Annotated in this window: 17 protein-coding genes, 2 tRNA genes and 1 pseudogene; 9 read left to right on the top strand and 11 right to left on the bottom strand. The window is 64.3% G+C overall.

Annotation, left to right across the window (positions count from 1 at the left end; genetic code table 11):
- Positions 1–169: 169 nt before the first annotated feature.
- The 4 genes from HDG37_RS02615 to imuA are packed head-to-tail and all read right to left on the bottom strand — an operon-like array spanning position 170 to position 6,452.
- On the bottom strand, positions 170–1,129 hold the full coding sequence (locus tag HDG37_RS02615; protein ID WP_184044039.1) for an SOS response-associated peptidase family protein: 960 nt from the start codon (positions 1,127–1,129) through the stop codon (positions 170–172).
- A gap of 47 nt (positions 1,130–1,176) precedes the next feature.
- On the bottom strand, positions 1,177–4,326 hold the full coding sequence (locus HDG37_RS02610) for an error-prone DNA polymerase (protein ID WP_184044037.1): 3,150 nt from the start codon (positions 4,324–4,326) through the stop codon (positions 1,177–1,179).
- 19 nt (positions 4,327–4,345) lie between these two features.
- A complete protein-coding gene (locus HDG37_RS02605) occupies positions 4,346–5,815 on the bottom strand; it encodes a DNA polymerase Y family protein (RefSeq protein ID WP_184044035.1) in 1,470 nt (489 codons plus the stop codon).
- Positions 5,745–6,452 (bottom strand): translesion DNA synthesis-associated protein ImuA, encoded by a 708-nt coding sequence (imuA, locus tag HDG37_RS02600; protein ID WP_184029676.1) that lies wholly within the window; start codon positions 6,450–6,452, stop codon positions 5,745–5,747. Before imuA ends, HDG37_RS02605 begins: the two co-directional genes overlap by 71 nt.
- Positions 6,453–6,534: 82 nt before the next feature.
- On the opposite strand from imuA, the gene HDG37_RS02595 reads away from it, so the two are divergent.
- Both HDG37_RS02595 and HDG37_RS02590 read left to right on the top strand, forming a co-directional pair.
- Positions 6,535–6,819 (top strand): hypothetical protein, encoded by a 285-nt coding sequence (locus HDG37_RS02595; protein ID WP_090804206.1) that lies wholly within the window; start codon positions 6,535–6,537, stop codon positions 6,817–6,819.
- Positions 6,820–6,849: 30 nt separating this feature from the next.
- Complete coding sequence (locus HDG37_RS02590; RefSeq protein ID WP_184044034.1) at positions 6,850–7,257, top strand: GFA family protein; 408 nt, start codon at positions 6,850–6,852, stop codon at positions 7,255–7,257.
- Positions 7,258–7,266: 9 nt separating this feature from the next.
- Here the strand turns inward: HDG37_RS02590 and HDG37_RS02585 are convergent, their stop codons facing one another.
- The 4 genes from HDG37_RS02585 to HDG37_RS02570 all read right to left on the bottom strand — a co-directional run bounded on the left by HDG37_RS02585 (position 7,267) and on the right by HDG37_RS02570 (position 11,386).
- A complete protein-coding gene (locus HDG37_RS02585) occupies positions 7,267–7,677 on the bottom strand; it encodes a GFA family protein (RefSeq protein WP_184044033.1) in 411 nt (136 codons plus the stop codon).
- Between the two features lie 192 nt (positions 7,678–7,869).
- Positions 7,870–8,184 carry a high-potential iron-sulfur protein gene (locus HDG37_RS02580; RefSeq protein WP_184044032.1) on the bottom strand — a complete coding sequence of 105 codons (315 nt, stop codon included), beginning with the start codon at positions 8,182–8,184 and terminating at the stop codon, positions 7,870–7,872.
- A gap of 86 nt (positions 8,185–8,270) precedes the next feature.
- A complete protein-coding gene (locus HDG37_RS02575) occupies positions 8,271–9,542 on the bottom strand; it encodes a c-type cytochrome (RefSeq protein WP_184044031.1) in 1,272 nt (423 codons plus the stop codon).
- 116 nt (positions 9,543–9,658) lie between these two features.
- Positions 9,659–11,386, bottom strand: a complete 1,728-nt coding sequence (locus HDG37_RS02570; RefSeq protein ID WP_184044030.1) for a methanol/ethanol family PQQ-dependent dehydrogenase — start codon at positions 11,384–11,386, stop codon at positions 9,659–9,661.
- Positions 11,387–11,755: 369 nt separating this feature from the next.
- Here HDG37_RS02570 and HDG37_RS02565 point away from each other — a divergent pair, with 369 nt between their 5' ends.
- The 4 genes from HDG37_RS02565 to HDG37_RS02550 all read left to right on the top strand — a co-directional run bounded on the left by HDG37_RS02565 (position 11,756) and on the right by HDG37_RS02550 (position 15,742).
- Positions 11,756–13,741: a sigma-54-dependent Fis family transcriptional regulator gene (locus HDG37_RS02565; RefSeq protein ID WP_184044029.1), complete on the top strand. Its 1,986-nt coding sequence runs from the start codon at positions 11,756–11,758 to the stop codon at positions 13,739–13,741.
- 303 nt (positions 13,742–14,044) lie between these two features.
- On the top strand, positions 14,045–14,119 hold the full coding sequence (pqqA, locus tag HDG37_RS40230) for a pyrroloquinoline quinone precursor peptide PqqA (RefSeq protein WP_090805708.1): 75 nt from the start codon (positions 14,045–14,047) through the stop codon (positions 14,117–14,119).
- A gap of 159 nt (positions 14,120–14,278) precedes the next feature.
- Positions 14,279–14,560 (top strand): pyrroloquinoline quinone biosynthesis peptide chaperone PqqD, encoded by a 282-nt coding sequence (gene pqqD / locus HDG37_RS02555; protein ID WP_184044028.1) that lies wholly within the window; start codon positions 14,279–14,281, stop codon positions 14,558–14,560.
- Between the two features lie 432 nt (positions 14,561–14,992).
- Complete coding sequence (locus HDG37_RS02550; protein WP_184044482.1) at positions 14,993–15,742, top strand: SDR family oxidoreductase; 750 nt, start codon at positions 14,993–14,995, stop codon at positions 15,740–15,742.
- Positions 15,743–15,939: 197 nt separating this feature from the next.
- Here HDG37_RS02550 and HDG37_RS38970 read toward each other — a convergent pair.
- A pseudogene (locus HDG37_RS38970) lies at positions 15,940–16,131 on the bottom strand (glutathione S-transferase family protein); the annotation flags it as partial.
- Between the two features lie 108 nt (positions 16,132–16,239).
- Here HDG37_RS38970 and HDG37_RS02545 point away from each other — a divergent pair.
- Positions 16,240–17,157 carry a LysR family transcriptional regulator gene (locus HDG37_RS02545; protein WP_184044027.1) on the top strand — a complete coding sequence of 306 codons (918 nt, stop codon included), beginning with the start codon at positions 16,240–16,242 and terminating at the stop codon, positions 17,155–17,157.
- A 334-nt stretch (positions 17,158–17,491) separates the two neighbouring features.
- Here the strand turns inward: HDG37_RS02545 and HDG37_RS02540 are convergent.
- Both HDG37_RS02540 and HDG37_RS02535 read right to left on the bottom strand, forming a co-directional pair.
- Positions 17,492–17,578 (bottom strand) — tRNA-Leu (locus HDG37_RS02540).
- A gap of 226 nt (positions 17,579–17,804) precedes the next feature.
- A tRNA-Leu gene (locus HDG37_RS02535) sits at positions 17,805–17,891 on the bottom strand.
- Positions 17,892–18,305: 414 nt separating this feature from the next.
- Between HDG37_RS02535 and rnr the strand changes: the two genes are divergently transcribed.
- Together rnr and rlmB are read left to right on the top strand one after the other, a co-directional pair.
- Positions 18,306–20,789, top strand: coding sequence for a ribonuclease R (rnr, locus tag HDG37_RS02530; RefSeq protein ID WP_184044026.1), 2,484 nt, complete (start codon positions 18,306–18,308; stop codon positions 20,787–20,789).
- A 132-nt stretch (positions 20,790–20,921) separates the two neighbouring features.
- Positions 20,922–21,665 carry a 23S rRNA (guanosine(2251)-2'-O)-methyltransferase RlmB gene (gene rlmB / locus HDG37_RS02525; RefSeq protein ID WP_184044025.1) on the top strand — a complete coding sequence of 248 codons (744 nt, stop codon included), beginning with the start codon at positions 20,922–20,924 and terminating at the stop codon, positions 21,663–21,665.
- The last annotated feature ends 271 nt before the right edge of the window (positions 21,666–21,936 follow it).

The following is a 21,936-nucleotide window of genomic DNA, read 5'->3' as shown; positions in this document are numbered from 1 at the left end:
CGATGATTGATGGGGTCCGAATCGCGCCTGTCGGCGGACCTCTGCAACCGGGTATTCTTCGCCAGCCGATGAACATCCATAACGCAGAATATGTTACTGCGCGAAGATTGCAAGGATGATCCGACACCGTCTCGCGCGGCCCGCGAAACCGCGTCTTGTATTCAGGTATTCAGGCCGCGATCCGATGTTCGTAGAACGGCCGGTCCCGATCATCGAGAATCGCGTACGACGCTGCCAGATCGCGCGGATCGGGATTCAACCACGCGTCGATATGCTCAGGCTTGATCGGAATGATGCAGCGATCATGGCCGGCAGCGGCCACCTCGGGTGGCGGATCATCGGTGATGGCCGCGAAGGACAATAGATCGGGCTCGCCTTTGCCACTCCAGCGGGACCATAAGCATGCGATCAGCATGTCGTGAGGCGGATTGGGCCGGAACTCGAGCCGGACATTTTCATCTTTCTCGCCGGGCGCCGGTTCGCGGCCTTCCATTCGCGCGCGCGAGACGTTCTCATAGAAAGAACTGGCCAGCACGAGTCCATGCGAATAGCCGAATAGCGCTTTCCAGAAACTTTCGAGACTGTCCCGACGAGCGTTGTACGTGCCGGGATAGCGGGTGTCGTACGATGCGGGCTTGCCGGCCAGGCGGCACTGATAGCGCATCGGTTTGACGACGCGCTGGCCGTTCTCCATCACCATCACCGGCGCGTAGTAGCCTGGAAAGATGCGCGAGTCGCCTGCTTTGGGAGCGGTTCGGCCGAGGTCGTCGAGTCGCTCGAGCGTGCGGTCGATCTTGTCTTTGGCGATCCGTTTGCTCTCGGTCGCCGCCTTGGTGGCTTTGGTCTGCAAAGAGCGCTCGGCATCGGCGAAGCGGGTGCGCTGTTTGAACAGTTCCTGTTCGAGCTTCACGGTCTGCTGCGATCTGAAGCGCTCGATCAGCGCCCAGACTTCCCGTTGCGCGTCGGACTGCGGTTCCGAGAAGGCGTCTTCCATCGCTTTGGGAATCCTGGCCTGACCGTCCTCTGCGCGTTCGAAGAAAAGACGCGCGAATTCCTCGATGCTCATGTGCGCGCCGAACATGCGGACGTAGCGCCGGTAGTCCGCCAGAATCTGAGCCGAATAGCACATGGATGCCTCCGTTTGCTGTTCCGATGATACGCATTTGCGCGCTCGCGTCAGCAGAAGTCTCTGCTCGTCGTCTGCAACTCGCCCAGCAGATGAGACATGTCGACGAGCCGCTGCGCGACGAGGTGCCGTACTTCTCCCTGACATTGCCACGTGCCGTATACGGCGAGCAGCGCGGCGCCCAACGCTTCTTTGCGCTGTTTTTCGAGCAGACTCGGCCAGATGATCACATTGACGTTGCCGGTCTCGTCTTCGAGCGTGACGAACACGACGCCCTTGGCCGTGCCGGGACGCTGACGCACCGTCACCAGTCCGCAGCCGCGCGCGAGGCGGCCGTCGCGATAGGTCCGCAGCGTCGAGGCCGGCATCAGCCGGTTCGCGAGCAACTGCGGCCGGAGCAGTTCCAGCGGATGGCGGTTGAGCGTCAGGCCGAGCGAACGGTAGTCGGCGACGATGTCGTTCGCTTCGCTCGGTGCGCCCAGTTCGGGCGTTTCGTCCTGAGTCGCCGCGGCCGCGAGCATATCCTTGTCCGGCACCGCGACGACCGACTGCCACAGCGCTTCGCGGCGGTTTCCCGCGAGCGCTGCCAACGCATTCGCATCCGCGAGCGCATGCAGGTCTTTGCGGTCGAGCTGCGCGCGGCGCGCGAGATCGTTGACGCTCGCGAACGGGCGAACCGCGCGCGCGTTCTCGATCCGTTCGGCGGCGCCGTCCTTCATGCCGCGCAGCAGCGAAAGACCGAGACGCACGGCAGGGCGCGTCGCCTCCGCACGGTGTTCGAGCGAGGAGTCCCAACCGCTGATCGTCACATCGACCGGCAACACCTTGACGCCGTGCCGCTGCGCATCCTGAACCAGTTGCGACGGCGAATAGAAGCCCATCGGCTGGCTGTTCAGCATCGCGGCGAGAAAGGCTTCGGGTTCGTGACGCTTGAGCCAACTGCTCGCATAGACCAGCAGCGCGAAACTGGCCGCGTGACTTTCGGGGAAGCCATATTCGCCGAAACCCTTGATCTGCTCGAAGATCGCCTCGGCGAAGGCCTGGTCGTAGCCGCGCTCCTGCATGCCGAGCACGATGCGGTCATAGTATTTTTCGAGTCCGCCCTTACGTTTCCACGCGGCCATCGCGCGTCGCAACTGGTCGGCTTCGCCGGCGGTGAAGCCGGCCGCGAGAATCGCCACCTGCATCACCTGCTCCTGGAAGATCGGCACGCCGAGTGTGCGGCCCAGCGCGGTCTTCAACGCGTCGCTCGGATAGGTCTCGGGCTCGAAGCCCTGACGGCGCTGCAGATAGGGATGCACGGCGCCGCCCTGAATCGGACCGGGCCGCACGATCGCGACTTCGATGACGAGGTCGTAGAACTTGCGCGGCTGCATGCGCGGCAGCATGCTCATCTGCGCGCGCGATTCGATCTGGAACACGCCGACCGTATCGGCGGCCGAAATCATCGCGTAGGTCGCCTCATCCTCGGCGGGGATGTCCTGCATTTCGAAGCGTTCTCCGCGCTGTTCCGAAACGAGGTCGAGCGTGCGCCGGATCGCCGACAGCATGCCGAGCGCGAGCACGTCGACCTTCAGCAAGCCCAAGGATTCGAGGTCGTCCTTGTCCCACTCGATCACCGAGCGGTCGGCCATCGCCGCGTTTTCCACCGGCACGAGCCGCGTAAGCTTGCCGCGGCTGATCACGAAGCCGCCCGAATGCTGCGACAGGTGGCGCGGAAAATTCAGCAGTTGCGAGGCGAGCTTCGCCCAGGCCTGAATCAGGGGCTGGTTCGGATCGAGGCCGGATTCCGCGAAACGCGCGAGCAGATCCCGACTGGTATCGAACCAGTGATGCGACTTCGCGACCGCATCGACGATCTGCGGATCGACGCCGAGTGCCTTGCCCGTTTCCCGCAGCGCACCACGCGGACGATAGGTCGACACCGCCGCCGCGATCGCCGCCCGGTCGCGGCCGTACTTGCGATAGATGTACTGGATCACTTCTTCGCGCCGCTGGTGCTCGAAGTCGACGTCGATATCGGGCGGCTCGCCGCGCTCCTTGCTGATGAAGCGCTCGAACAGCATGTTGCCGCGCGCGGGGTCCACCTCGGTCACGCCGAGGCAATAGCAGACCGCCGAGTTCGCGGCCGACCCGCGCCCCTGACACAGAATGTGCTGGCTGCGCGCGAAGCGGACGATGTCGTAGACGGTCAGGAAATACGGCTCGTACTGCAGGTCCGCGATCAGTTCGAGTTCGTGCTCGATCTGCTGCTGCACGTGATGCGCAATCCCCGCGGGAAAACGCCGCTGCGCGCCGACATAGGTTTCCTGACGAAGATACGAGGCCGGCGTATGGCCGGCCGGCACCAGCTCGTCGGGATACTCGTAGCGCAGCTCGTCGAGCGAAAACGTGCAGCGGCTCATGATGTCGACCGTCGCGGCCAGCGCGTCTTGCGGGTACAGGTTGGCGAGCCGCAACCTCGAGCGCAGATGCTGCTCCGCGTTCGGCGCCAGATCATAACCGCACTGATGGACCGGTTTGCCGACCCGGATCGCGGTCATCGTGTCTTGCAGCGGCTTGCGCGAGCGCACGTGCATCACGACTTCGCCGAGCGCGACGACGGGCACGTCGCGGCTGCGCGCGACGAACTCGACCGCGCCGCGATGGAGGTCGTCCATCGCGCGTTGATGGAGCACGAGGCCGACCCATGCGCGGCCGGTGAACGTTTCGTCGAGCCATTCGACCTGCGCATCGAGCGCGTCTTCGCTGGCCGGGAAATCCGGCACGAGAATCGCGAGGCAGTCGGGCATGCCGAGCAGGTGGCGATACTCCTTCTCCGGCCGCGACAGATCCTGCGGCGTGAGCCGGTATTCGCCCTTGGGCGCGCGCATGCGCGCCAGCGTGATCAGCTCGGACAGGTTGCCGTAGCCGTTGCGGTTGCGGGCGAGCAGGATCAGCCCGAACGCCGGCGAACCATCGGCGTTGACGAGCCGGAAATACGAACCGACGATGAACGGCAGCTTCGCTTCTTTCGCCGCGACATGCGCGCGCACGACTCCTGCGAGCGAGCATTCGTCGGTGATCGCGAGCGCGGAGTAGCCGAGTTGCGCGGCACGCCCGGCCAGTTCCTCAGCGTGCGACGCGCCCCGCAGAAACGTGAAGTTGGAAAAGCAGAACAGCTCGGCATACGCCGGCAGCATCGTGAAGGTGGTGTCCATGGCCGCTCATCCGCGCATATCAGCCGAACAGGCCATGCAGGAACCAGCGTTGCTCTTCTTCCGCGTCGCGGCTGCTCACGCGCTCGCGGTAGATCCAGTAGCAGCTCTGGTTGTCCGCCTGCGCGACGAAGTAGTCGCGCGTGACGAGCTCGCCGTCGAACCAGCCGCTCTCGATGCGCTCGCCCGGCGACACCATGCGCAACGGCGAGCCATAGAACGGGCGGTGCTGGCGCATCAGCAGACGCACGGGCGTGTCGAGCATCCACGTCGGGCGGGGCAGATTCTGCGGCAGCGGGCCGGGCTTGACCGGCTGCGACACCGGCAGCCAGCGGTTCGCGATCTCCGGACGATGATCGGCGCTCGGCGCGGGTTTCAGCACGTTCTCTTCGCCGAGCCGCGCGACCAGCAGTTCGAGCAGCCGCGCGTGATCCTCCTGCGAGCCGCCAGGTTCGGGAAACAGCGTGTCGGACGCGGGCGCGGCCGACTCGACGTTCGACGCGTCGAGCCGCAACGCGATCACGGGCGCGGCGAGCTCGATACGATGCAGCCGCTCCTTGAGCAGCCGCATCAGATGTTCTTCGCGCCAGCTCGGCTCGCCAAGTGCGACCTCGATCGTGGTCGGCTCGATCGCGGCGCGTCCGCGCTCGTGTTCGAGCGACAGGCGAATGCCGGTGAGCGCGAGCTGTTTTGCGCACAGCCATCCGCACAGTTGCACGATCAGGCGCTGCGCGCCGAACACCGCGCCATCCGCGTGTTCGAGCCGGTCCGGCATCTCGATGCGCGCCGAGAACGTGGGCGGCAGTTCGAGCCAGTCGAACAGTTCGGGCGCGGTCCCGAACGCGCGGTCGAGCGAGTCGAGCAGATGTTCGCCGCAGCGGCGCTGCAAGCCGGCGCGGGGCAGGCGGCGCAGATCGGCGATGCGCTCGCAACCGAGGCCCGTGAACCAGTCGGCGAACGGGCGGACTTCGGGCACGGCGAGCATCGGCAGGGCGGACAGGCGCTGGTCGAGCGACGCGAGCTTCAGCACACGGCGGTTGCCGAACTTCGCGAGCAGCCACGCGCCCTGGCCGGTCGGCGCGGCACTGATGCGCGCGGTGAAGCCGAGCGCGTCGAGGATGGCTTTCGTATCGCGGCACAGCGCGAGCAGGCCGCCGAAGAGCCGCAAACTCGCGCCGATCTCGACGACGACCGTCGCCTCATCGAGCAGCGCGACTTCGGGCGAGAAGCGCATCAGCGCGATACCCACCTCGCGATGGGCTGCCGTTTCACGGCCGCTATCGCGCTCATACATCTCGGTCTGCGGCGACAGCGTCAGCACGCCGCCGCGCTTCATGCCCGGACGCACGCCCGCCGAGCGCGCGGCGGGGTCGGCCATGACCACCTTGTCTTTCTCCAGCACCGCGCAGCCATGCGCGGGCTCAGGCGACCACTTCGGTCTGAAGACCTCGAGCGGCAACTTTGGCAGATGAACGGCGAGAAAGACGCGCATGTCGGGAAAGCAGAACGGGAGTGGGTTGAAGGGGAATCGACAGGGGCTCTGCGCGAGCGGGCCCTCGTCGTTTCACGATGTCGATGGTGAGACCTTCGGCCGATGGCCTGAGCGCGAGCCGCAGCAGCGCGGGGGATGCCTCCTGCGCGGTGGCGAGCGGCCGCACCATGATGAAAAGCGTCTCCGACGACTGCGCGGCGAGATGCAGACGGCGCAGCGAGGACGCCTGCGCGTACTGCGCCCAGAAAATCAGCGCGCCGCAACTGCCGGCGCGCAGGATCTGCTCGGCGGACCACAGCGCGTCGGCGGTTTTCGGCGCATTGATCCGCAGCACCTGCTGCAGCGACAGGCCGATGTAGTTGAGCCCGAGGCCGTCCGGCGTATGCGGCGGTTGCACGAAGACGAGCGGACGCTCGCCGACGGCGCTGAGCGCCGGCTGCAACAGCCGCAGTTCGCCGACGCCGGCCTGCTGCACGAGCAGATCGACCAGCGCGCCGAGCGGCCAGCCGCCGCCGGGCAACTCCGCCGACAGGGCCGGATAGCCGGTATCGACGCTGCGGCCGCGGCCAGCGCCAAGCTGGGACGCCCGCCACAAGGACGGGTGAATGGCTTCCGGTGCTGGCAGGGCGGCTGTCATTTGCGAAAATACCTGTATGGATATACAGTATCCTACATGGTTTTATGAGATAGCGAACAGGCACTTTTTTGGGGGCGGGTTCATGGACATGCGAGTGCGCAAGCCAGCCGGGCATCCGATGCCGGAGATCGCGGCGTTCGTGGCCGAACTGAAAGCGGTGTTCGGCGAGCCGGACATCGATGAAGCGATTCGCCGCGGCAAGGCGGGCGAGCCGACCTTTCATGCGCGGGAAAACGGGCGCTCGGCGGGGACGGCGGCGCCGGTTGCGGCGAACGTCTGGCGCGTGGATCGCGCGGTGCGCGACCGCCATTACTGCGAGGGTTGCGACGGCTCGTGCATTGGCAGCGCGAAGTCGTGCCGTCCATAATGGCAGCGGCCCTCAACCCCGGAGAACCCCATGTTGCGCACGTACCTCGGAAGTTGCCATTGCCAATTCGTGAAGTTCGAGGCTCGCATCGATTTCGACGAGGGCACGTCGAAATGCAATTGCAGCTACTGCAGCAGGCTGCGATTCTGGCACGTGCAGGTTCGCCGGGAAGATTTTCGTCTTCTTTCGGATGAAGCCGCGCTCAGCGAATATCAGGGGCACAATGCGGTCGCGCATCACCCGTTCTGCAAACGCTGCGGGGTTCACGTATTCGATCGCATCGATATGCCAAACGGCACGGGGTATCCGTATATCAACGTGAACATCATGTGCCTCGATGAACTCGATCTCGATGCCGCGCTGAATGCGCCAGTCACCTATCGCGATGGGCTGCACGACGACTGGGGCAGTCCGCCCGCGCAAACACGGCATCTTTGATTGCACCGGTCAGGACGCTCTTCGCGGATGGTGGGAAATGTCAGGCTGGTGGGCATCCAGTTGATGGCGTTCGGACGTGAACTGGGCGAACTCGGGCTTGAACCGCGCAGGATCATCGAGCGTGCCGGCATAGAGGGTCACGATGTCCGGCGCATGATGCGGCGTAGCGAATAGCAGGCTGCCGCAATGAGCGCAGAAGTTGCGCGTCGTGGGCATTCCGCTGCCGCCGATCTTCGTATAAGGCCTGACGTCGCCTTTGAACGAAAAGCCGGCGGCTCTCACTACGACGACCGGCAACCCCGCGGAACCTGAAGCGCGCTGACAATCGCGGCAATGGCAGATCAGTTGCGCGAGTGAATCACCGCGAGCTTCGTATTGCACCGCGCCGCACAGGCAGCGCCCCAGCCAGGGCGTCGACATCGATCTTCTCCGGTTCAAATGATCTCGCGGTTTGTTCGGGAGCCTAAGAATAGGTGCGGCGGACCGTAGCTTAGCAGAGCTCGAACGTCGTTCAGCTATCGCATCGAATCAGCGAGCGAAGGGTCCGGGGGCGACGTGTCTTCGCCTGCCGTCGTGGGTGCGCCGCTTCGCGGCGCACCCACGGACCAGCGCTCAAACGCGTGGCGCATAGACGTTGCACCAGCCGTCAGCGGCAACCGATTTGCCGGGGAACATCGGGCACGGTCCTGAAGCCTCGCCCGCTGCGCCAGTGTAGAAACGGCAGTTCGCGCAGGTCTGGCCCGCGTGGTACTTGGGGAACTTCGCTGCGTCGACGCTGCTCGCTTTCGCACGGTAGCCGAGCGAGCTGGCCGTGGCGTCGTTTTCATCGACGGCGGGCGGCGCGGCTAACGCGAGCTCGGCGCTGGCGAGCGCGGCACACAGGCCCGCGGCCTGGAGAATGAAGTGTCTGCGGTTGTGAGAGACCATGATGATGCCCTGAGAAAAGAAATGGGTCGTCCATGCCGCATTCGATTGAAGCGGCGTGGCGTCGTAATGCGGTGCGAAGCAACGTGTTAGTGGCGCGGTCCGGCGTTCAGCGGTGTGGTCGAGGATTGCGCGGCTTGCGCGGTCAGCTTCGCGCTGCCGGTGTCGTAGCCATTCGTATAGAGCAGGAAGGCCATCAGATCGGCGTACTCCTCGTCGCTCATCTTGCCGGGATGATCCGCGGGCATGTTGGTCGACATGTACTGGTAAATGCCGCCGATCGTCAGATGCGAGTTCGCCGCTGGCGCGAAGGCCGGTCCGATCAACGACGGCGCGGTGTTGCCTTCGAGCTTCTCGCCGTGGCATTTCGCACACGAATCCGTATACAGATGTTCACCGTGGGTGACCTGATCGTGATCGAACGACGGTGTCTCGGTCGTCGCGGCAACCTTGATGAAGCCGCCGGCGGCGGGCATGCCGCCCACGCGCCATAGGTCCGCACGCGGCGACGCCTGGATCGGGCCGTCGAGATAGCGCGCGAGATTCGCGTGAGTGCTGGCCGCGGTCGCCGAACCGCTCGCGATGGTGGTTGGCAGCGCCCAGTTGCGCGTGAGCGCTGCGAGCCGGCCATCGCTGCGCAGACGCGTGAGCGCGTCATCGATGCGCTTTTGCAGCGGCTGCGTGTCGGGCCCCGACGCGAACACCAGATTCCAGTCGGCATAGGGCGACTCGGCGACGGCAACGTCGAAGTGCTGCTGCGGGTGCGCATGCCGATACGCCACCACGGCCGGATACCAGACGATCGCGCGCTGGGCGCGCCCTTTCGCGAGGGCGTCGACGGTCAGCTCGGAGGTGGTTTCCAGATCGAAGCGCGCGTTCTTCTGCTGAACCGCGATCAGTTGCGACGGGCTCGACCAGGTGGCGGCAATGGTGATCTTGCCGTCCGGCGCCGTGACGGGGGTGTTGGCCGCATGGGCGCCGCGCAGCGTGACGCTGACGTAACCGGAGTGCAGATAGCTCCCGGAAAAGAGCAGGTGCGAGTCGGAGCCGTCGGCCACGCTCGAACGCGGAAAGCCCGCGATCACGTCGCAGTTGCGCTGCAGCGATGCCGAGAGCTCGCGAGCGGAGATGCCGTCGTCGCCGCCGTCGTCGTCGATGCCGCGCGGCGCGAATTTCGCGGTAATGCCCGCCGCGCTCAACACCGCGCGTGCAACGGACTTGTCCAGCTCGGCCGAAGGGCTGCCGGGCATCGTGCACACGCGGACGCTGGACGACGTCCGCGCGGCCGCCTGGGCGGCAACATGTGCGGCGCCGGCGACGAGCGCGCCGGCGAGAGCAAGGTGAGTGAATCGAATGTTCATGATGGTGCGTTCCTCTGATGGCGGGAACACCGCGCCCGCATGGGCTGCGTGCGGGCGCGGAAAGATGCGGCTGCGAAGGCCGGATGGGCGGAACGATGCGGGTGCGGTGGCTGCGCCTAGCTGCGATCGAGCGCGAACACGTACAGCGTGCCGCCGCGCGGAACGTCCTTCGCGACGTCGGCCATCGGGCCGCCCCAGATCGGATTCGCACCGCCGTAGCCCGCGAGCACGGCCACGTATTCCTTGCCGTCGACTTCGAACACGGAAGGTTGCGCGACGATGCCGCTCGCGAGTTGTGGGCTCTCCCACAGCACCTTGCCCGTCGTCACGTCGAACGCGTACAGATGGCCGTCGAGCGAGCCGCTGAAGGCGAGGCCGCTGGCCGTGGTGGCGACGCCACCGTTCCAGGGCATCCTGGTCCAGTGACCCCACAGCTTCTTGCCGGTATTGACATCGATGGCCTGAAGCTCGCCATAACCCTGGCTGCCCGGTTCAGGCTGGATCTCGAAGCCTTCGCCGAGATAGGGCAGACCCTCCATGTAGCTGACCGACTTACCGGACAGGCTCATGCACGCATGCAGCGAGGGCACCACCGCGATGTGCCGCTCGGGATCGTAGGAAGTCGACCACCAGTTCTTGCCGCCGAGAAAGCTCGGACAGGTGTTGATCGTCGTGCCGGCCTTGGGAAACCGGCTGGCGTCCTGAACTGGTTTGCCGTCGGCGGTATAGCCCGTCACCGACAGCGCCTTGACGAACGGCTCCGCGTAGATCAGCTTGCCGGTCTTGCGATCGATCGCGTGGAAGAAGCCGTTGCGGTCGGCATGGATGATGGCGTCATACTGCTTGCCCTTGTAGCTGATGTTGGCAAGAACCGGCGTGTTGACGCCGTCGTAGTCCCACGTGTCGTTACTCGTGTACTGATAGTGCCACTTCAGGTCGCCGTTCTTCGGATCGAGCGCGAGCAGGGAATCGGAGTACAGATTGTCGCCGGGACGCAGCGCGGCGAGCCACGGTCCCGGATTGCCGACGCCCCAGTACAGCGTCCGCGTGGCGGCGTCGTAGGTGCCGGTCAGCCACGCCGCGCCGCCGCCATGTTCCTGCATGCCGTCGGGCCACGTATCGCCGCCCTTGTCGCCGGCATTCGGGATCGTATAGCGCTTCCAGATGATCGAGCCGTCGTCGGGGTTGAGTGCGGCGATATAGCCGCGAATCCCATACTCGCCGCCTGATGTACCGACCACGATCGCGCCGTCGAGCGCGAGCGGCGCGAGCGAGAACGCGTAGCCGAGACCCGGTTCGAACATCTGCTTCTTCCACACGACATTGCCGCTCTGCGCGTCGATCGCGGCTACCTCGCCGCTCAGCATGGCCACGTAGACGTTCTTGCCATACAGCGCGACGCCGCGATTCACTACGTCGCAGCATGCGGTCCTGAACGATTCCGCGCCGAGCTTCGGCTCGTATTTCCAGAGCTTCGTGCCGCTCCTGACATCGAATGCATAGACGTTGTCTTTCGGCGTGCTGACGAAAAGGTAGCCGCCGTTGACGATCGGGGTTGCTTCGAAGCCTTGCTTGAGTTCCGCGGGGAACCGATAGCTCCAGGCCTCCTTGAGCCCGGCGACATTCGATGCATCGATCTGCTTCAGTGGCGAATGTGACTGGCCGCTATAGCTGCGGTAGTAGGTGAGCCAGCCCGGGTCGCTCTGTGCTTGAGCGAGGCGCTCGTAGGTCACGGCGGGGTAGTCCGGGGCGGCGTGCACCGGAGCCACGTTCAGTGCCATCGCGATCGCGATGCTCGCTCCAAGGACAGCCGGCCGGCCTGCGGCGGGCGAACGGTTCTTCATGGTCGTCTCCTGAGTGTTTGTCGATGCAGTGCCGGCAGAGGCGTCGCCCCTTTGTTCCGTGTCGATCCGGTTGCGGTGCCGTTACTGCAAGTCACATGCCATTTTTGTGGGCGAGTCCGAAAGGGCGGCACGCCTGAAACGTGCGGCGGCACATATCGCGCGTAGAGCGCTCCATGTGTTGCATCCCGGTACAACGCCGGGCGATCGAGTGTTGAGAAACAGGACAGTTGCAGCGCTGGCGCGCATCGCTCGGGTCGAGGGCGACGCCAGGATCGCGGGCGAAGCTGTCGCTGAAATGGATGGCCCGGAGCTTGCTTAAGAGGACGAAGAAAAGTCCGGCAAGGTACCAGGCTTTCCAGGAGGGAGACAATGCGCGATGACGTTCACCGGGCCGTGGCTCAGACTGCCATACGGTCCAATGACTTTCCCGTGCCGGCAATTCAGAAAGCGCACGAACGCTCCGAAACGTTTGGTCTGTGCGCGTCGGCGCGGCCGGAATACGAGGTTCTTTCGAACGCGGGTCTCGTGCTCAAACGCGAGCAGAACCGGGTGTTGTGCGCGCATGCGATGCCGGTGATGGAGTCGCTGCACGAGCAGATCGCCGACACGCAAAGCATGATCGTGCTGACCAATGCCGAAGGGCTGATCCTGCATTCGATCGGCGACGACGACTTCCTCGCGCGCGCGGAGAAAGTCGCGCTGCGGCCCGGCGCGAACTGGGCCGAGGACCGCCAGGGCACCAATGCGATCGGTACGGCGCTGGCCGAGCGCTGCGCGATGGTCGTGCACGGCGACCAGCACTACCTGGCGGCAAACCGCTTCCTGACCTGCTCGAGCGTGCCGATTCTCGATCCGTATGGCGACGCGATCGGGGTGCTCGACGTGACGGGCGACTACCGCAGCTACCATCAGCACACGATGGCGCTCGCCAAAATGTCGGTGCAGATGATCGAGAATCATCTCTTTACGACCACCTTTCACGAAACGCTGCAAGTGTCCTTCCATAGTCGTCCGGAGTTTCTGGGCACGCTGATGGAAGGCATCGTGGCGTTCACGAGCGACGGACGCTTTCTGTCGGCCAACCGGAGCGCCCAGTTCCAGCTCGGCATGTCGCTCGCCGGGCTGCGCGCGCATACGCTGTCGTCGCTGTTCCAGACCACGAGCGCGCAACTGATCGATCGCGCGCGCGTGAGCCTCGACCCGCACCTGATGCTCAACCTGAGCAGCGGCGCGGTCGTCTGCGCGCGCGTGCAGTTCAGGCGGGCGTCGCTGGCCGAGGGCAACCGCCCGGTCGCCGTGCACGACGGCGCCCGCGCGGTGGCGCGCGAGGAGCCGCCGCAGGCGGCCGCCGGACTCTCGCGTCTGAGCTATCTCGACACGGGTGACCCGCAGGTCGCCGCGGTCATTGCGAAGGTCAGGAGGGTGATCGGCAAGGACATTCCGATCCTGATCAATGGGGAGACCGGCACGGGCAAGGAACTGCTCGCGCAGGCGATCCACAACGATTCGCCGCGCTGCGCCGGGCCGTTCGTGGCGGTCAACTGTGCTTCGATTCCCGAGACGCTGATCGAATCCGAGCTGTTCGGCTATGAGGAGGGCGCATTCACCGGGGCGCGGCGCAAAGGCGCGATCGGCAAGCTGCTGCAGGCAAACGGCGGCACGCTGTTTCTCGACGAGATCGGCGACATGCCGTACTCGCTGCAAGTGCGGCTGCTGCGCGTGCTGCAGGAACGCGTCGTCAACCCGCTCGGCTCGACGAGGAGCATTGCGGTGGACGTCGCGATCATCTGCGCGACGCACCGGGACTTGCGCGAGATGATCGCGCAAAACCGCTTCCGCGAGGATCTCTACTACCGGCTCAATGGCCTCGTGGTGCGTCTGCCGCGGCTGCGCGACCGTACCGACCTCGCGGTCGTGATCCAGAAGATGTTGCTGCGCGAATCGATCGCCAGCGCGAGCGGACGGCCGCTTCACGTCGCACCCGATGTCATGGCGATGTTCGAGCGCTGTCCATGGCCGGGCAACTTCAGGCAGCTTGGCAACCTGCTGCGCACCGCGGCGGCCATGGTCGACGCGGACGGCGAGATCCGGCGCGAGCATTTGCCCGATGACTTCTTCGATGATCTGCGCTGCGGCGTTTCGTCGAGCGGCGCGGCGGATACGCCGGGCTCGGGCAATGCGTTCGCGCCGGAGTGCGCGCGCCTGCGGGACGTGACCGTGTCGGTGATCGCCGCCGCGCTCGCGCGGCATGGCGGCAACGTTTCGGCGGCCGCGCGCGAGCTCGGCGTGTCGCGCAACACGATCTATCGCAAGATGCCCGCGGTCGAGCCGGATCGTGAGGTGGATGACTTCTGAACCCCACCGCGCCGCTTTCATCAGCACTTCTGTTTCGCCCACGTGCTGTCACACCGTTGTTGCATCCCGCAGCAGTGGTGCTCCAAAAATCAACACTGCCCATCTCCCGAACGCGTCGTATGGCGACGCGTTTGTCCCGCTTACGTCAGCGAATCGACGATGTCGATGCCCATACCCAGGCGAAGGCTTGTGCGCGAGCCAAACGAGCCTCGCGTGGCGATATCGGCATGTCCTTTGCTTTGAAGGGAACGGCCGCGCATCGAGTGCGGTTCTTCCGTCCCATCGCAAACAAGGAGACATGCCATGCAATGGATCACCCCGTCGTACGCCGAGGTGCGTTTCGGCTTTGAAGTCACGATGTATATCGCCAATCGCTGAGCGGGCTGCGGTATGCCGCCCGCAGTGCCGTAGTGGCGCCGCGGGCGGCGCTCGCAACGCCGGGCACGCCCGAGGCGCAGCAGCGCGCTCGATATCCTGCGGTTCAAACTCGATAATTCTCTGGTCGATCCTCGATGCGCTCGAAAAGGCCTGACCCCTATGAACACGCGTGACGCCGATAGCGGCGTGCCGCTGCGCCCCCGGCTGCGGAGCGTCTTCCGCCTGCAGTGGGAAGCGGCGCAGGACGCCTACGTGCTGCTCTATCCCGAAGGGATGGTGAAGCTCAACACTAGCGCCGGCGCGATCCTCGCGCGTTGCGACGGAGAACACGAGCTCGACGACATCATCGGCGAACTCGAACGGCTTTTCGGCACGTCCGAACTGGCGCCCGACGTCTATCGCTTTCTCGATCACGCGCGGCTGCGCGGCTGGCTAGCCTGACCTAGCCCACGACCACCCCGTCATTCCGTGCGTGTGCGGCGGCTCGCCGAATTGACGTAACGGTGCGTCCGAAGGCCGTGCATGAAGGGCTGGGGCTCGGTGTTTTCTGGCGTTGCGCCGGATGGAGTTGCTCACGGTGCCACTCGGCGCGCCAATCAATGACCAGCGGCTCCCGTTGCGCCTGCGTCGGCACCTTTGTGCGGTTTGGTCAGCGGAATGATCGCGATAAAGTTCACCGCCGATAACCAGAAAATGTCATTTAAGCCCAGCATCGAGGCTGCTAATCGTTATAAAACGCCGCACGGACCACGCGAGCGTCTGATCAAATGTTCGATAATCCCGAACGATTGCATCGCCCGGATCGTACGGCATTTCAATTGAGGCGGCGCATCATTGAATTGCAGTAACTCACCTGGCTCATTGGAGAAAAACATGGCTCGATTTCATGGCAAATCTGTATTGATCACTGGCGGTAGCAGCGGGATCGGTCTCGCCGCAGCAAAGGCGTTCGCCGCGGAAGGTGCGCGAGTCGTCATCACGGGCCGTGACAGCGCGGCTCTCGAAGAGGCGAGACGGGTGCTTGGCGCGGACGCGGTGGCAGTTCGTAACGACACAGGCTCGGTTGCGGCGGCGCGCGAACTCGCCATTGCGATCGGCAAGGCGGGCATCAAGCTCGATGCGCTCTTCATCAACGCGGGCGCTGCAAAGTTTGCGCCTTTCAGTGACGTGGACGAAGCGCTCTGGGACGCGAGTTTCAATACCAACGTCAAGGGCGCCTATTTTCAGATCCAGTCGCTGCTGACGTATTTGAATAAGGGTGCTTCGGTAGTGATCAATGGCTCGATAAACGCGCACATCGGCATGCCGGGTTCATCCGTTTATGCGGCCAGCAAGGCTGCCGTGATCTCGCTCGCCAAGACCTTGTCCGCGGAGCTATTGCCGCGCGGCGTGCGGGTGAATGTCGTCAGCCCCGGGCCGGTGCAAACGCCGCTGTACGGCAAGCTCGGCATGGATGCAGCGACCCTCGAAGCCACTGCCGCTCAAATTCTCAATCAGATTCCCCTGGGACGTTTCGGCACGCCCGAGGAAATCGCCGCCACCGTCTTGCATCTGTCGTCACCCGAATCGGCGTTTATCGTCGGCACGGAGATCATCGTTGATGGTGGCATGAGTCAGCTTTAAACGACGCGATCGCGACAGCCTGCAATCCGTGCGCCGTACCGGCGCCGTCGTGAGAGAGCTTCGCGAGATTGTCGCCAGCGGGCCTCCGGCATTTCGTCGGTGGCCCCGCCCTGATGCGGTCTCAAGTGTGGCGCAACATCGGGCCGAAGATATGAATCAGGCTCCCCTCCGGATCGCGCAACAAGGTTGAGCGCCGGGGGGCAAGCCAGGCTGACGTACAGGTGGTATCTGCCAGCTTCAGCGCGAAAGCCGCCACGACCACTGGGCCCTGGCGCGCCGTCGGCTGTCACCCAGTTGCGAAACGCGGCATCCCTACGGACAAAACGACCACCCGTCGACGCCGGGTCATACCAGCGGTCTTGCCATTTACCATTGACCAGCAGACCCATGTCGATGCTCCCTGTTCGCGAGACGTTCAGATTCGTTACAACATGCTGGATCAGCAGCATGGTATTGCCGTACGATCGGCACGATGTACCCGTTCGATGGAGTGGAACATGTTGTCGGCGGAAGAGCTTGCATTGCTGGAAGCGATTCGGGAAACCGGGAGCCTGTCGCGCGCGGCCGCGCAACTGGGCAAGGCGCCTTCAACTGTCTCGCATGCAGCGCGCCAGATCGAGAGCCGCTTCGACGCGTTGTTGTTCGATCGCCGGCGCTACCGGTTGCAGCTGACCCCGGCTGGGCATGTGCTGGCGGAGGAGGCAGGCCGGCTCATGCAGGACGTGGCCCGCATGACTCAGCGGGTTCGGCAGATCGCGAGCGGGTGGGAGGACCGGTTATGGATCGTGACCGACGAAATCATCGAGTTCGAACTGCTCATGCCGGTCGTCCGTACGTTTGACGCGTTGCAGTCCGGGGTCAAGCTCCGGCTTACGAATGAAGTGCTGAGCGGTACGTGGGAGGCGCTTCGCGAAGGTCGAGGCGACCTGGTTGTTGGGGCGACGAACGAACCCCCGGCGATACCCGGTCTGCGGTGGTTCGAACTGGGTGTGATGGAATGGGTGTTCGCGGTTGCGCCGCATCATCCGCTGGCGGCAGGCAAAAGTCCGCTCAGGCGCGAAGATATCTCGGCCCATCGTGCCGTCGTCGTGGCCGATTCGTCGAGAACGACGTCCGGACGTGCCTACGGCGTCGTTGGCGGCCAGGCGTCGCTTGCCGTTCCCAGCATGCGCGCGAAGATTCTGGCCCAGCGCGACGGGCTCGGGGTTGGTTGGCTGCCGAGACGCAGGATTGCGGCGCTGCTCACGCGAGGTGAACTCGTCGAGAAAGCCACGGCCGATCCCCGTGAGCCCAACATACTCTACGTTGCGTGGCGTGGCGACCACGAAGGGCGCGCGCTTCAATGGTGGTTGGAACAATTGCGTCAACCGCGTCTGGCAAAACGACTGGTGAATGGTCTCGATCTGTTTGCGTAAACGACCGGCATAGCTCCATGGGAATCTTTCCCTTGGAATTCGCGTTCGGTCGACCCTGTACGATCGGGTGGGAGATAGCGGATGGGGCAGTCGTTGCAGAACGGAAACACATAATCGCCGCCGGTGAGCGCGACAAGTTCCGCTTTAAGGTTCGTTTCATTGCCCAATTCCTTGCGCTTGAGCGTCAGGGCATGGTGTGCCCCTTCGATTCGTGTATACGCAAAAATCGCCGATGCCAGCGGTATAGATCGGACCGCGTAAAACAAAAAAACCCCGTAAGACTTTGATCTTACGGGGTTTCTCGGACTACATCGGCTTACGCCGGAACTACTGATGGTGCCCAGGAGAGGACTCGAACCTCCACGGTGTTGCCACCGCTAGGACCTGAACCTAGTGCGTCTACCAATTCCGCCACCTGGGCACGTCTTCAAGCTAGACCGCTATTTTAGCAAGATGATTAAGTTTGTCAATTCCTGCTTCAAACAAACTTGCTTTTCTCATCCGCTCGGTTGAACGCGCAGCGAAGTAATGCAATCGCTACTGAACCACCGTCCTGCTGATCCGGCAATCGAAACACAAACAACGATTTCGACTACCGGTCCTTACAAAAAAAGAGAGCCGCCAAAAGGCGGCTCTACTTTTGAATCTGGTGCCCAAGAGAGGACTCGAACCTCCACAGTGTTGCCACCGCTAGGACCTGAACCTAGTGCGTCTACCAATTTCGCCACCTGGGCAGGTGATGAATAGCAAAGACCGCAATTATAGCGACAGATTCCGACCTGTCAAGCGATTTGCCGAACGCGATTCAACCTCGCGGCGAGCCCGGCGCACTATGCGTCCCAACCACCGCCGCAGGCCCGCGTGGCGCCCGACACGGGTGTTAGAATGCCTCGCAGTAGTTCGTTGGCACGATGCACATCCGGCGTCCCGACGCGAGTGTCGACATGCGATCAGGCAGACGCGCGTCGGCTGGCGTCGAACGAGCCGGACCCAGGCAGTTTCCGGTGCAAATCGCAGTGGAGCAGAAGAGCAGAAAGCAGCAGGTGCAATGACCGAGCCAGCGCAGCCGCCGTGCAGATGCAGCCGAGCGCGACTGCGCGCATTACGCAAACGCCTTCTAGGCCGGACCACATCGCCGACCGACGTCCATGCAACGAGAAAAAATCATCGACAAGCCCTTGAGCAAATTTCCGTATCCGATTCCAAGCCGCGAAGAAATCCTCGGCGTGCTGCGCACGAGCGAAATGCCGCTTGCCGCGAACGACATCGCCGAAGCCCTGTCGATCAAGCGCCAGGAGCGCGAAGGATTTTTCAAGCGTCTCGGCGCAATGGAGCGCGACGGCCAGATCCGGCTCGATCAGCGCAATCTCTATCAACTGACCCATCCGTCGAACTTCGTCGCGGGCCGCGTCCAGGGCCATCGCGACGGCTACGGTTTCCTGATTCGCGACGACGGCCAGGACGACCTGTTCCTGCCCAACGGCGAGATGCAGAAGGTCATGCACAACGACCGCGTGCTCGCGCGCATCGTCGGCTATGACCGGCGTGGGCGGCCCGAAGGGCACATCGTCGAGGTCACCGACCGCGCGAACAAGCGCGTGATCGGCCGTCTGCTCAACGAGAACGGCGCGCTGATCGTCGCGCCCGAAGACAAGCGCATCGGCCACGACATCCTGATCACGCAGAACACCCGCAAGGCGAAGGTTGGCCAGGTCGTGGTGGTCGAGCTGACCGATTTTCCGAGCCGTCATTCGCAGCCGCTCGGCCGCGTGGTCGAAGTGCTGGGCGATATCGACGACCCCGGCATGGAAATCGAAATCGCGGTGCGCAAGTACGGCGTGCCGCACGAGTTCGGCGAGGCCGCGCTGGCCGAAGCGGCGAAGCTGCCCGACGAGGTGCGCCCGGCCGACATTCGCCATCGCGTCGATCTGCGCGACGTGCCGCTCGTCACGATCGACGGCGAGGACGCGCGCGACTTCGACGACGCCGTCTATTGCGAGCCGGTGCAGGTGGGCCGCGGCGACGGCTTCCGCCTGATCGTCGCGATCGCGGACGTGTCGCATTACGTGCTTGCGCAAAGCGGGCTCGATACCGACGCGATCGAGCGCAGCACGTCGGTGTATTTCCCGCGCCGCGTGATCCCGATGCTGCCGGAGAAGCTGTCGAACGGACTGTGCTCGCTGAATCCGCAAGTCGACCGCTGCGTGCTCGTGTGCGACATGATCGTCACCGCGCGTGGCGACGTGAAGGCGTATCAGTTCTATCCGGGCGTCATGCATTCGGCCGCGCGGCTCACCTACACCGAAGTCGCCGCGGTGCTGAAAAACACCAAAGGCCCGGAAGCGACCCGCCGCGCCGCGTTGCTGCCGCAACTGCAGAATCTGTATGGCGTCTACAAGGCGCTGTTCGCGGCGCGTCAGAAGCGCGGCGCGATCGACTTCGATACGACGGAGACGTACATCGTCTGCAACGCGCAGGGCAAGATCGAGCAGATCGTGCCGCGCACGCGCAACGATGCGCACAAGCTGATCGAGGAATGCATGCTGGCCGCGAACGTGTGCGCGGCGGACTTCCTCAAGCGCAACAAGCATCCGGGCCTGTTCCGCGTGCATGCGGGCCCGAGCGCGGAAAAGCTCGAGAACCTGCGTACCTTCCTGCGCGGCATGGGCCTGACGCTCGGCGGCGGCGACACGCCGCACGCGAGCGACTACGCCGCACTGATGGCGCAGATCCGCGACCGGCCCGACGCCTCGATGCTGCAGACGATGCTGCTGCGCTCGATGCAGCAGGCGGTCTACAGCCCCGACAACATCGGCCACTTTGGCCTCGCCTACGAGGCCTACGCGCACTTCACGAGCCCGATCCGCCGTTATCCCGACCTGCTCACGCATCGCGCGATCTACGCGATCCTGCAGGGCCGCAAGTATCAGCCGCAGCCGCCGCACGGCGTCGAGCTCAATACCGCACTGTCGCCGCGCGCCCGCGCGATGCAACAGGCCGACGAGGAAAAGCGGGGCGCCCGCGGGCGCGCGAACAACGTGGCGATCTGGGAAGAACTTGGGCTGCACTGCTCGGCGAACGAGCGCCGCGCCGACGAAGCATCGCGCGATGTCGAAGCGTGGCTCAAGTGCTATTTCATGCGCGACAAGCTCGGCGAAGAGTATGGCGGCATGGTCAACGGCGTCACGTCGTTTGGTATTTTCGTGCAGCTCGATTCGCTGTTCATCGAAGGCCTCGTGCATGTTACCGAACTCGGCTCCGACTACTTCCAGTACGACGAGATCAAGAACGAGCTGCGCGGCGAGCGCACCGGCATTCGCTACCGGCTGTCGGATCGCGTGCGCGTGCAGGTGAGCCGCGTCGATCTCGACGCGCGCAAGATCGACTTCCGCCTTGTGCGCGATACGCCGATCAAGCCGCCTGCGGCACGTGGCATCGCGGCGGACAAGGGAGAAGGCGCCGGCCCGCGCGTGCGCGTGATGCCGCCGGTGGAAAGTGGCGCGTCGGTGCCGGGTCCGCGGCGCAAGAAGGCCGCGCCCGCGCAGAGCGCGGCGGTCAAGGAAGCGCGCGTGGCGAGGAAGCACGGTGTCGCGACCAAGGCGGCGTCGAAGCAGGCACGCAAGAAGCGCTGAGGCTTTCACAGCGCCGGGACCGCGCGCAGCGGGCACGTGAGCACGTGCCGGTTGCGCGCGGTCTGCCTTTTGGTTTCATATTCATCACAGTGGCGCGCGTTGAATGCGCGCCCCATCAAAGGTTGTTCAGTCATGGCACGTCATAAGGTCTTATACGGTTTCCACGCAGTGACCGCGCGTATCCGGCACGATGCGTCGACGGTCGAGGATGTCTATTACGACGCGACGCGCAAGGACCGTCGTATGACCGATTTCCTGCATGCGGCGAAGGACGCGGGCGTGCGTCTGATCGCCGCCGACGAAACGCGTCTGTGGGGCCTCGCGCGCACGGAACGTCATCAGGGCGTGGTCGCGCGCGCGGGCGATCTGCCGCTTGCGCAGAATCTCGCCGAACTGCTCGACGGCATCAGCGGCTCGCCGCTGATCCTCGTGCTCGACGGCGTGACCGATCCGCACAATCTCGGCGCCTGCCTGCGCGTCGCCGACGCGGCCGGCGCCCACGCGGTGATCGCGCCGCGCGATCGCGCGGTGGGACTGAACGCGACCGCCGCGAAAGTCGCGAGCGGCGCGGCCGACACGGTCCCGTACATCACGGTCACGAATCTGGCGCGCGCGCTGCGCGAACTGAAGGACGCGGGTGTCTGGGTGGTCGGCACGGCCGACGACGCGCAAAAGAGTGTCTACGAAACGGAACTCGACGGGCCGGTGGCGCTCGTGATGGGGGCCGAAGGCGAGGGCATGCGACGTCTGACGCGTGAAACCTGCGATGTCGTCATGAACATTCCGATGGCGGGGACGGTGGAGAGTTTGAATGTATCCGTGGCTAGCGGAGTGTGTCTGTTCGAGGCTGTGCGGCAGCGGGCGGTGAAGAAGTAGTTTTTCTGTCGTCGTTCTTGTTGTTGGCCGATTGTGGGCGCCCGGAACGCGGTGGTGGTTCCGGGCGTTTTGCTTTGAGTGCGGAAAATACAGCTATTTGCGCAGGAGGCGCTTTAGTGTAGCCCCACGATTTGGCGCAAAAGCCAGTGTCGTATTCCCTTTCGAAAGCAGGATCAAGGTCCATCGGGTGCGCATTCATGAATAGAGCAATTTCGCCGATCAATTCGTGATGGCGATGGATGATTCCTGTGTCTCAATGTGTCCAATCGTG

Origin of the sequence: Paraburkholderia sp. MM5384-R2, assembly GCF_014201025.1 — a bacterium.
In the GTDB taxonomy this organism is placed as follows: domain Bacteria; phylum Pseudomonadota; class Gammaproteobacteria; order Burkholderiales; family Burkholderiaceae; genus Paraburkholderia; species Paraburkholderia tuberum.
This window is presented reverse-complemented; position numbering and strand designations above follow the sequence as displayed.

Bases quoted from the DNA above. Each gene is read 5' to 3' on its own strand.
- HDG37_RS02615 (WP_184044039.1), bottom strand. From the start codon at position 1,129: ATGTGCTATTCGGCTCAGATTCTGGCGGACTACCGGCGCTACGTCCGC.
- HDG37_RS02610 (WP_184044037.1), bottom strand. From the start codon at position 4,326: ATGGACACCACCTTCACGATGCTGCCGGCGTATGCCGAGCTGTTCTGC.
- HDG37_RS02605 (WP_184044035.1), bottom strand. From the start codon at position 5,815: ATGCGCGTCTTTCTCGCCGTTCATCTGCCAAAGTTGCCGCTCGAGGTC.
- imuA (WP_184029676.1), bottom strand. From the start codon at position 6,452: ATGACAGCCGCCCTGCCAGCACCGGAAGCCATTCACCCGTCCTTGTGG.
- HDG37_RS02595 (WP_090804206.1), top strand. From the start codon at position 6,535: ATGGACATGCGAGTGCGCAAGCCAGCCGGGCATCCGATGCCGGAGATC.
- HDG37_RS02590 (WP_184044034.1), top strand. From the start codon at position 6,850: ATGTTGCGCACGTACCTCGGAAGTTGCCATTGCCAATTCGTGAAGTTC.
- HDG37_RS02585 (WP_184044033.1), bottom strand. From the start codon at position 7,677: ATGTCGACGCCCTGGCTGGGGCGCTGCCTGTGCGGCGCGGTGCAATAC.
- HDG37_RS02580 (WP_184044032.1), bottom strand. From the start codon at position 8,184: ATGGTCTCTCACAACCGCAGACACTTCATTCTCCAGGCCGCGGGCCTG.
- HDG37_RS02575 (WP_184044031.1), bottom strand. From the start codon at position 9,542: ATGAACATTCGATTCACTCACCTTGCTCTCGCCGGCGCGCTCGTCGCC.
- HDG37_RS02570 (WP_184044030.1), bottom strand. From the start codon at position 11,386: ATGAAGAACCGTTCGCCCGCCGCAGGCCGGCCGGCTGTCCTTGGAGCG.
- HDG37_RS02565 (WP_184044029.1), top strand. From the start codon at position 11,756: ATGCGCGATGACGTTCACCGGGCCGTGGCTCAGACTGCCATACGGTCC.
- pqqD (WP_184044028.1), top strand. From the start codon at position 14,279: ATGAACACGCGTGACGCCGATAGCGGCGTGCCGCTGCGCCCCCGGCTG.
- HDG37_RS02550 (WP_184044482.1), top strand. From the start codon at position 14,993: ATGGCTCGATTTCATGGCAAATCTGTATTGATCACTGGCGGTAGCAGC.
- HDG37_RS02545 (WP_184044027.1), top strand. From the start codon at position 16,240: ATGTTGTCGGCGGAAGAGCTTGCATTGCTGGAAGCGATTCGGGAAACC.
- rnr (WP_184044026.1), top strand. From the start codon at position 18,306: ATGCAACGAGAAAAAATCATCGACAAGCCCTTGAGCAAATTTCCGTAT.
- rlmB (WP_184044025.1), top strand. From the start codon at position 20,922: ATGGCACGTCATAAGGTCTTATACGGTTTCCACGCAGTGACCGCGCGT.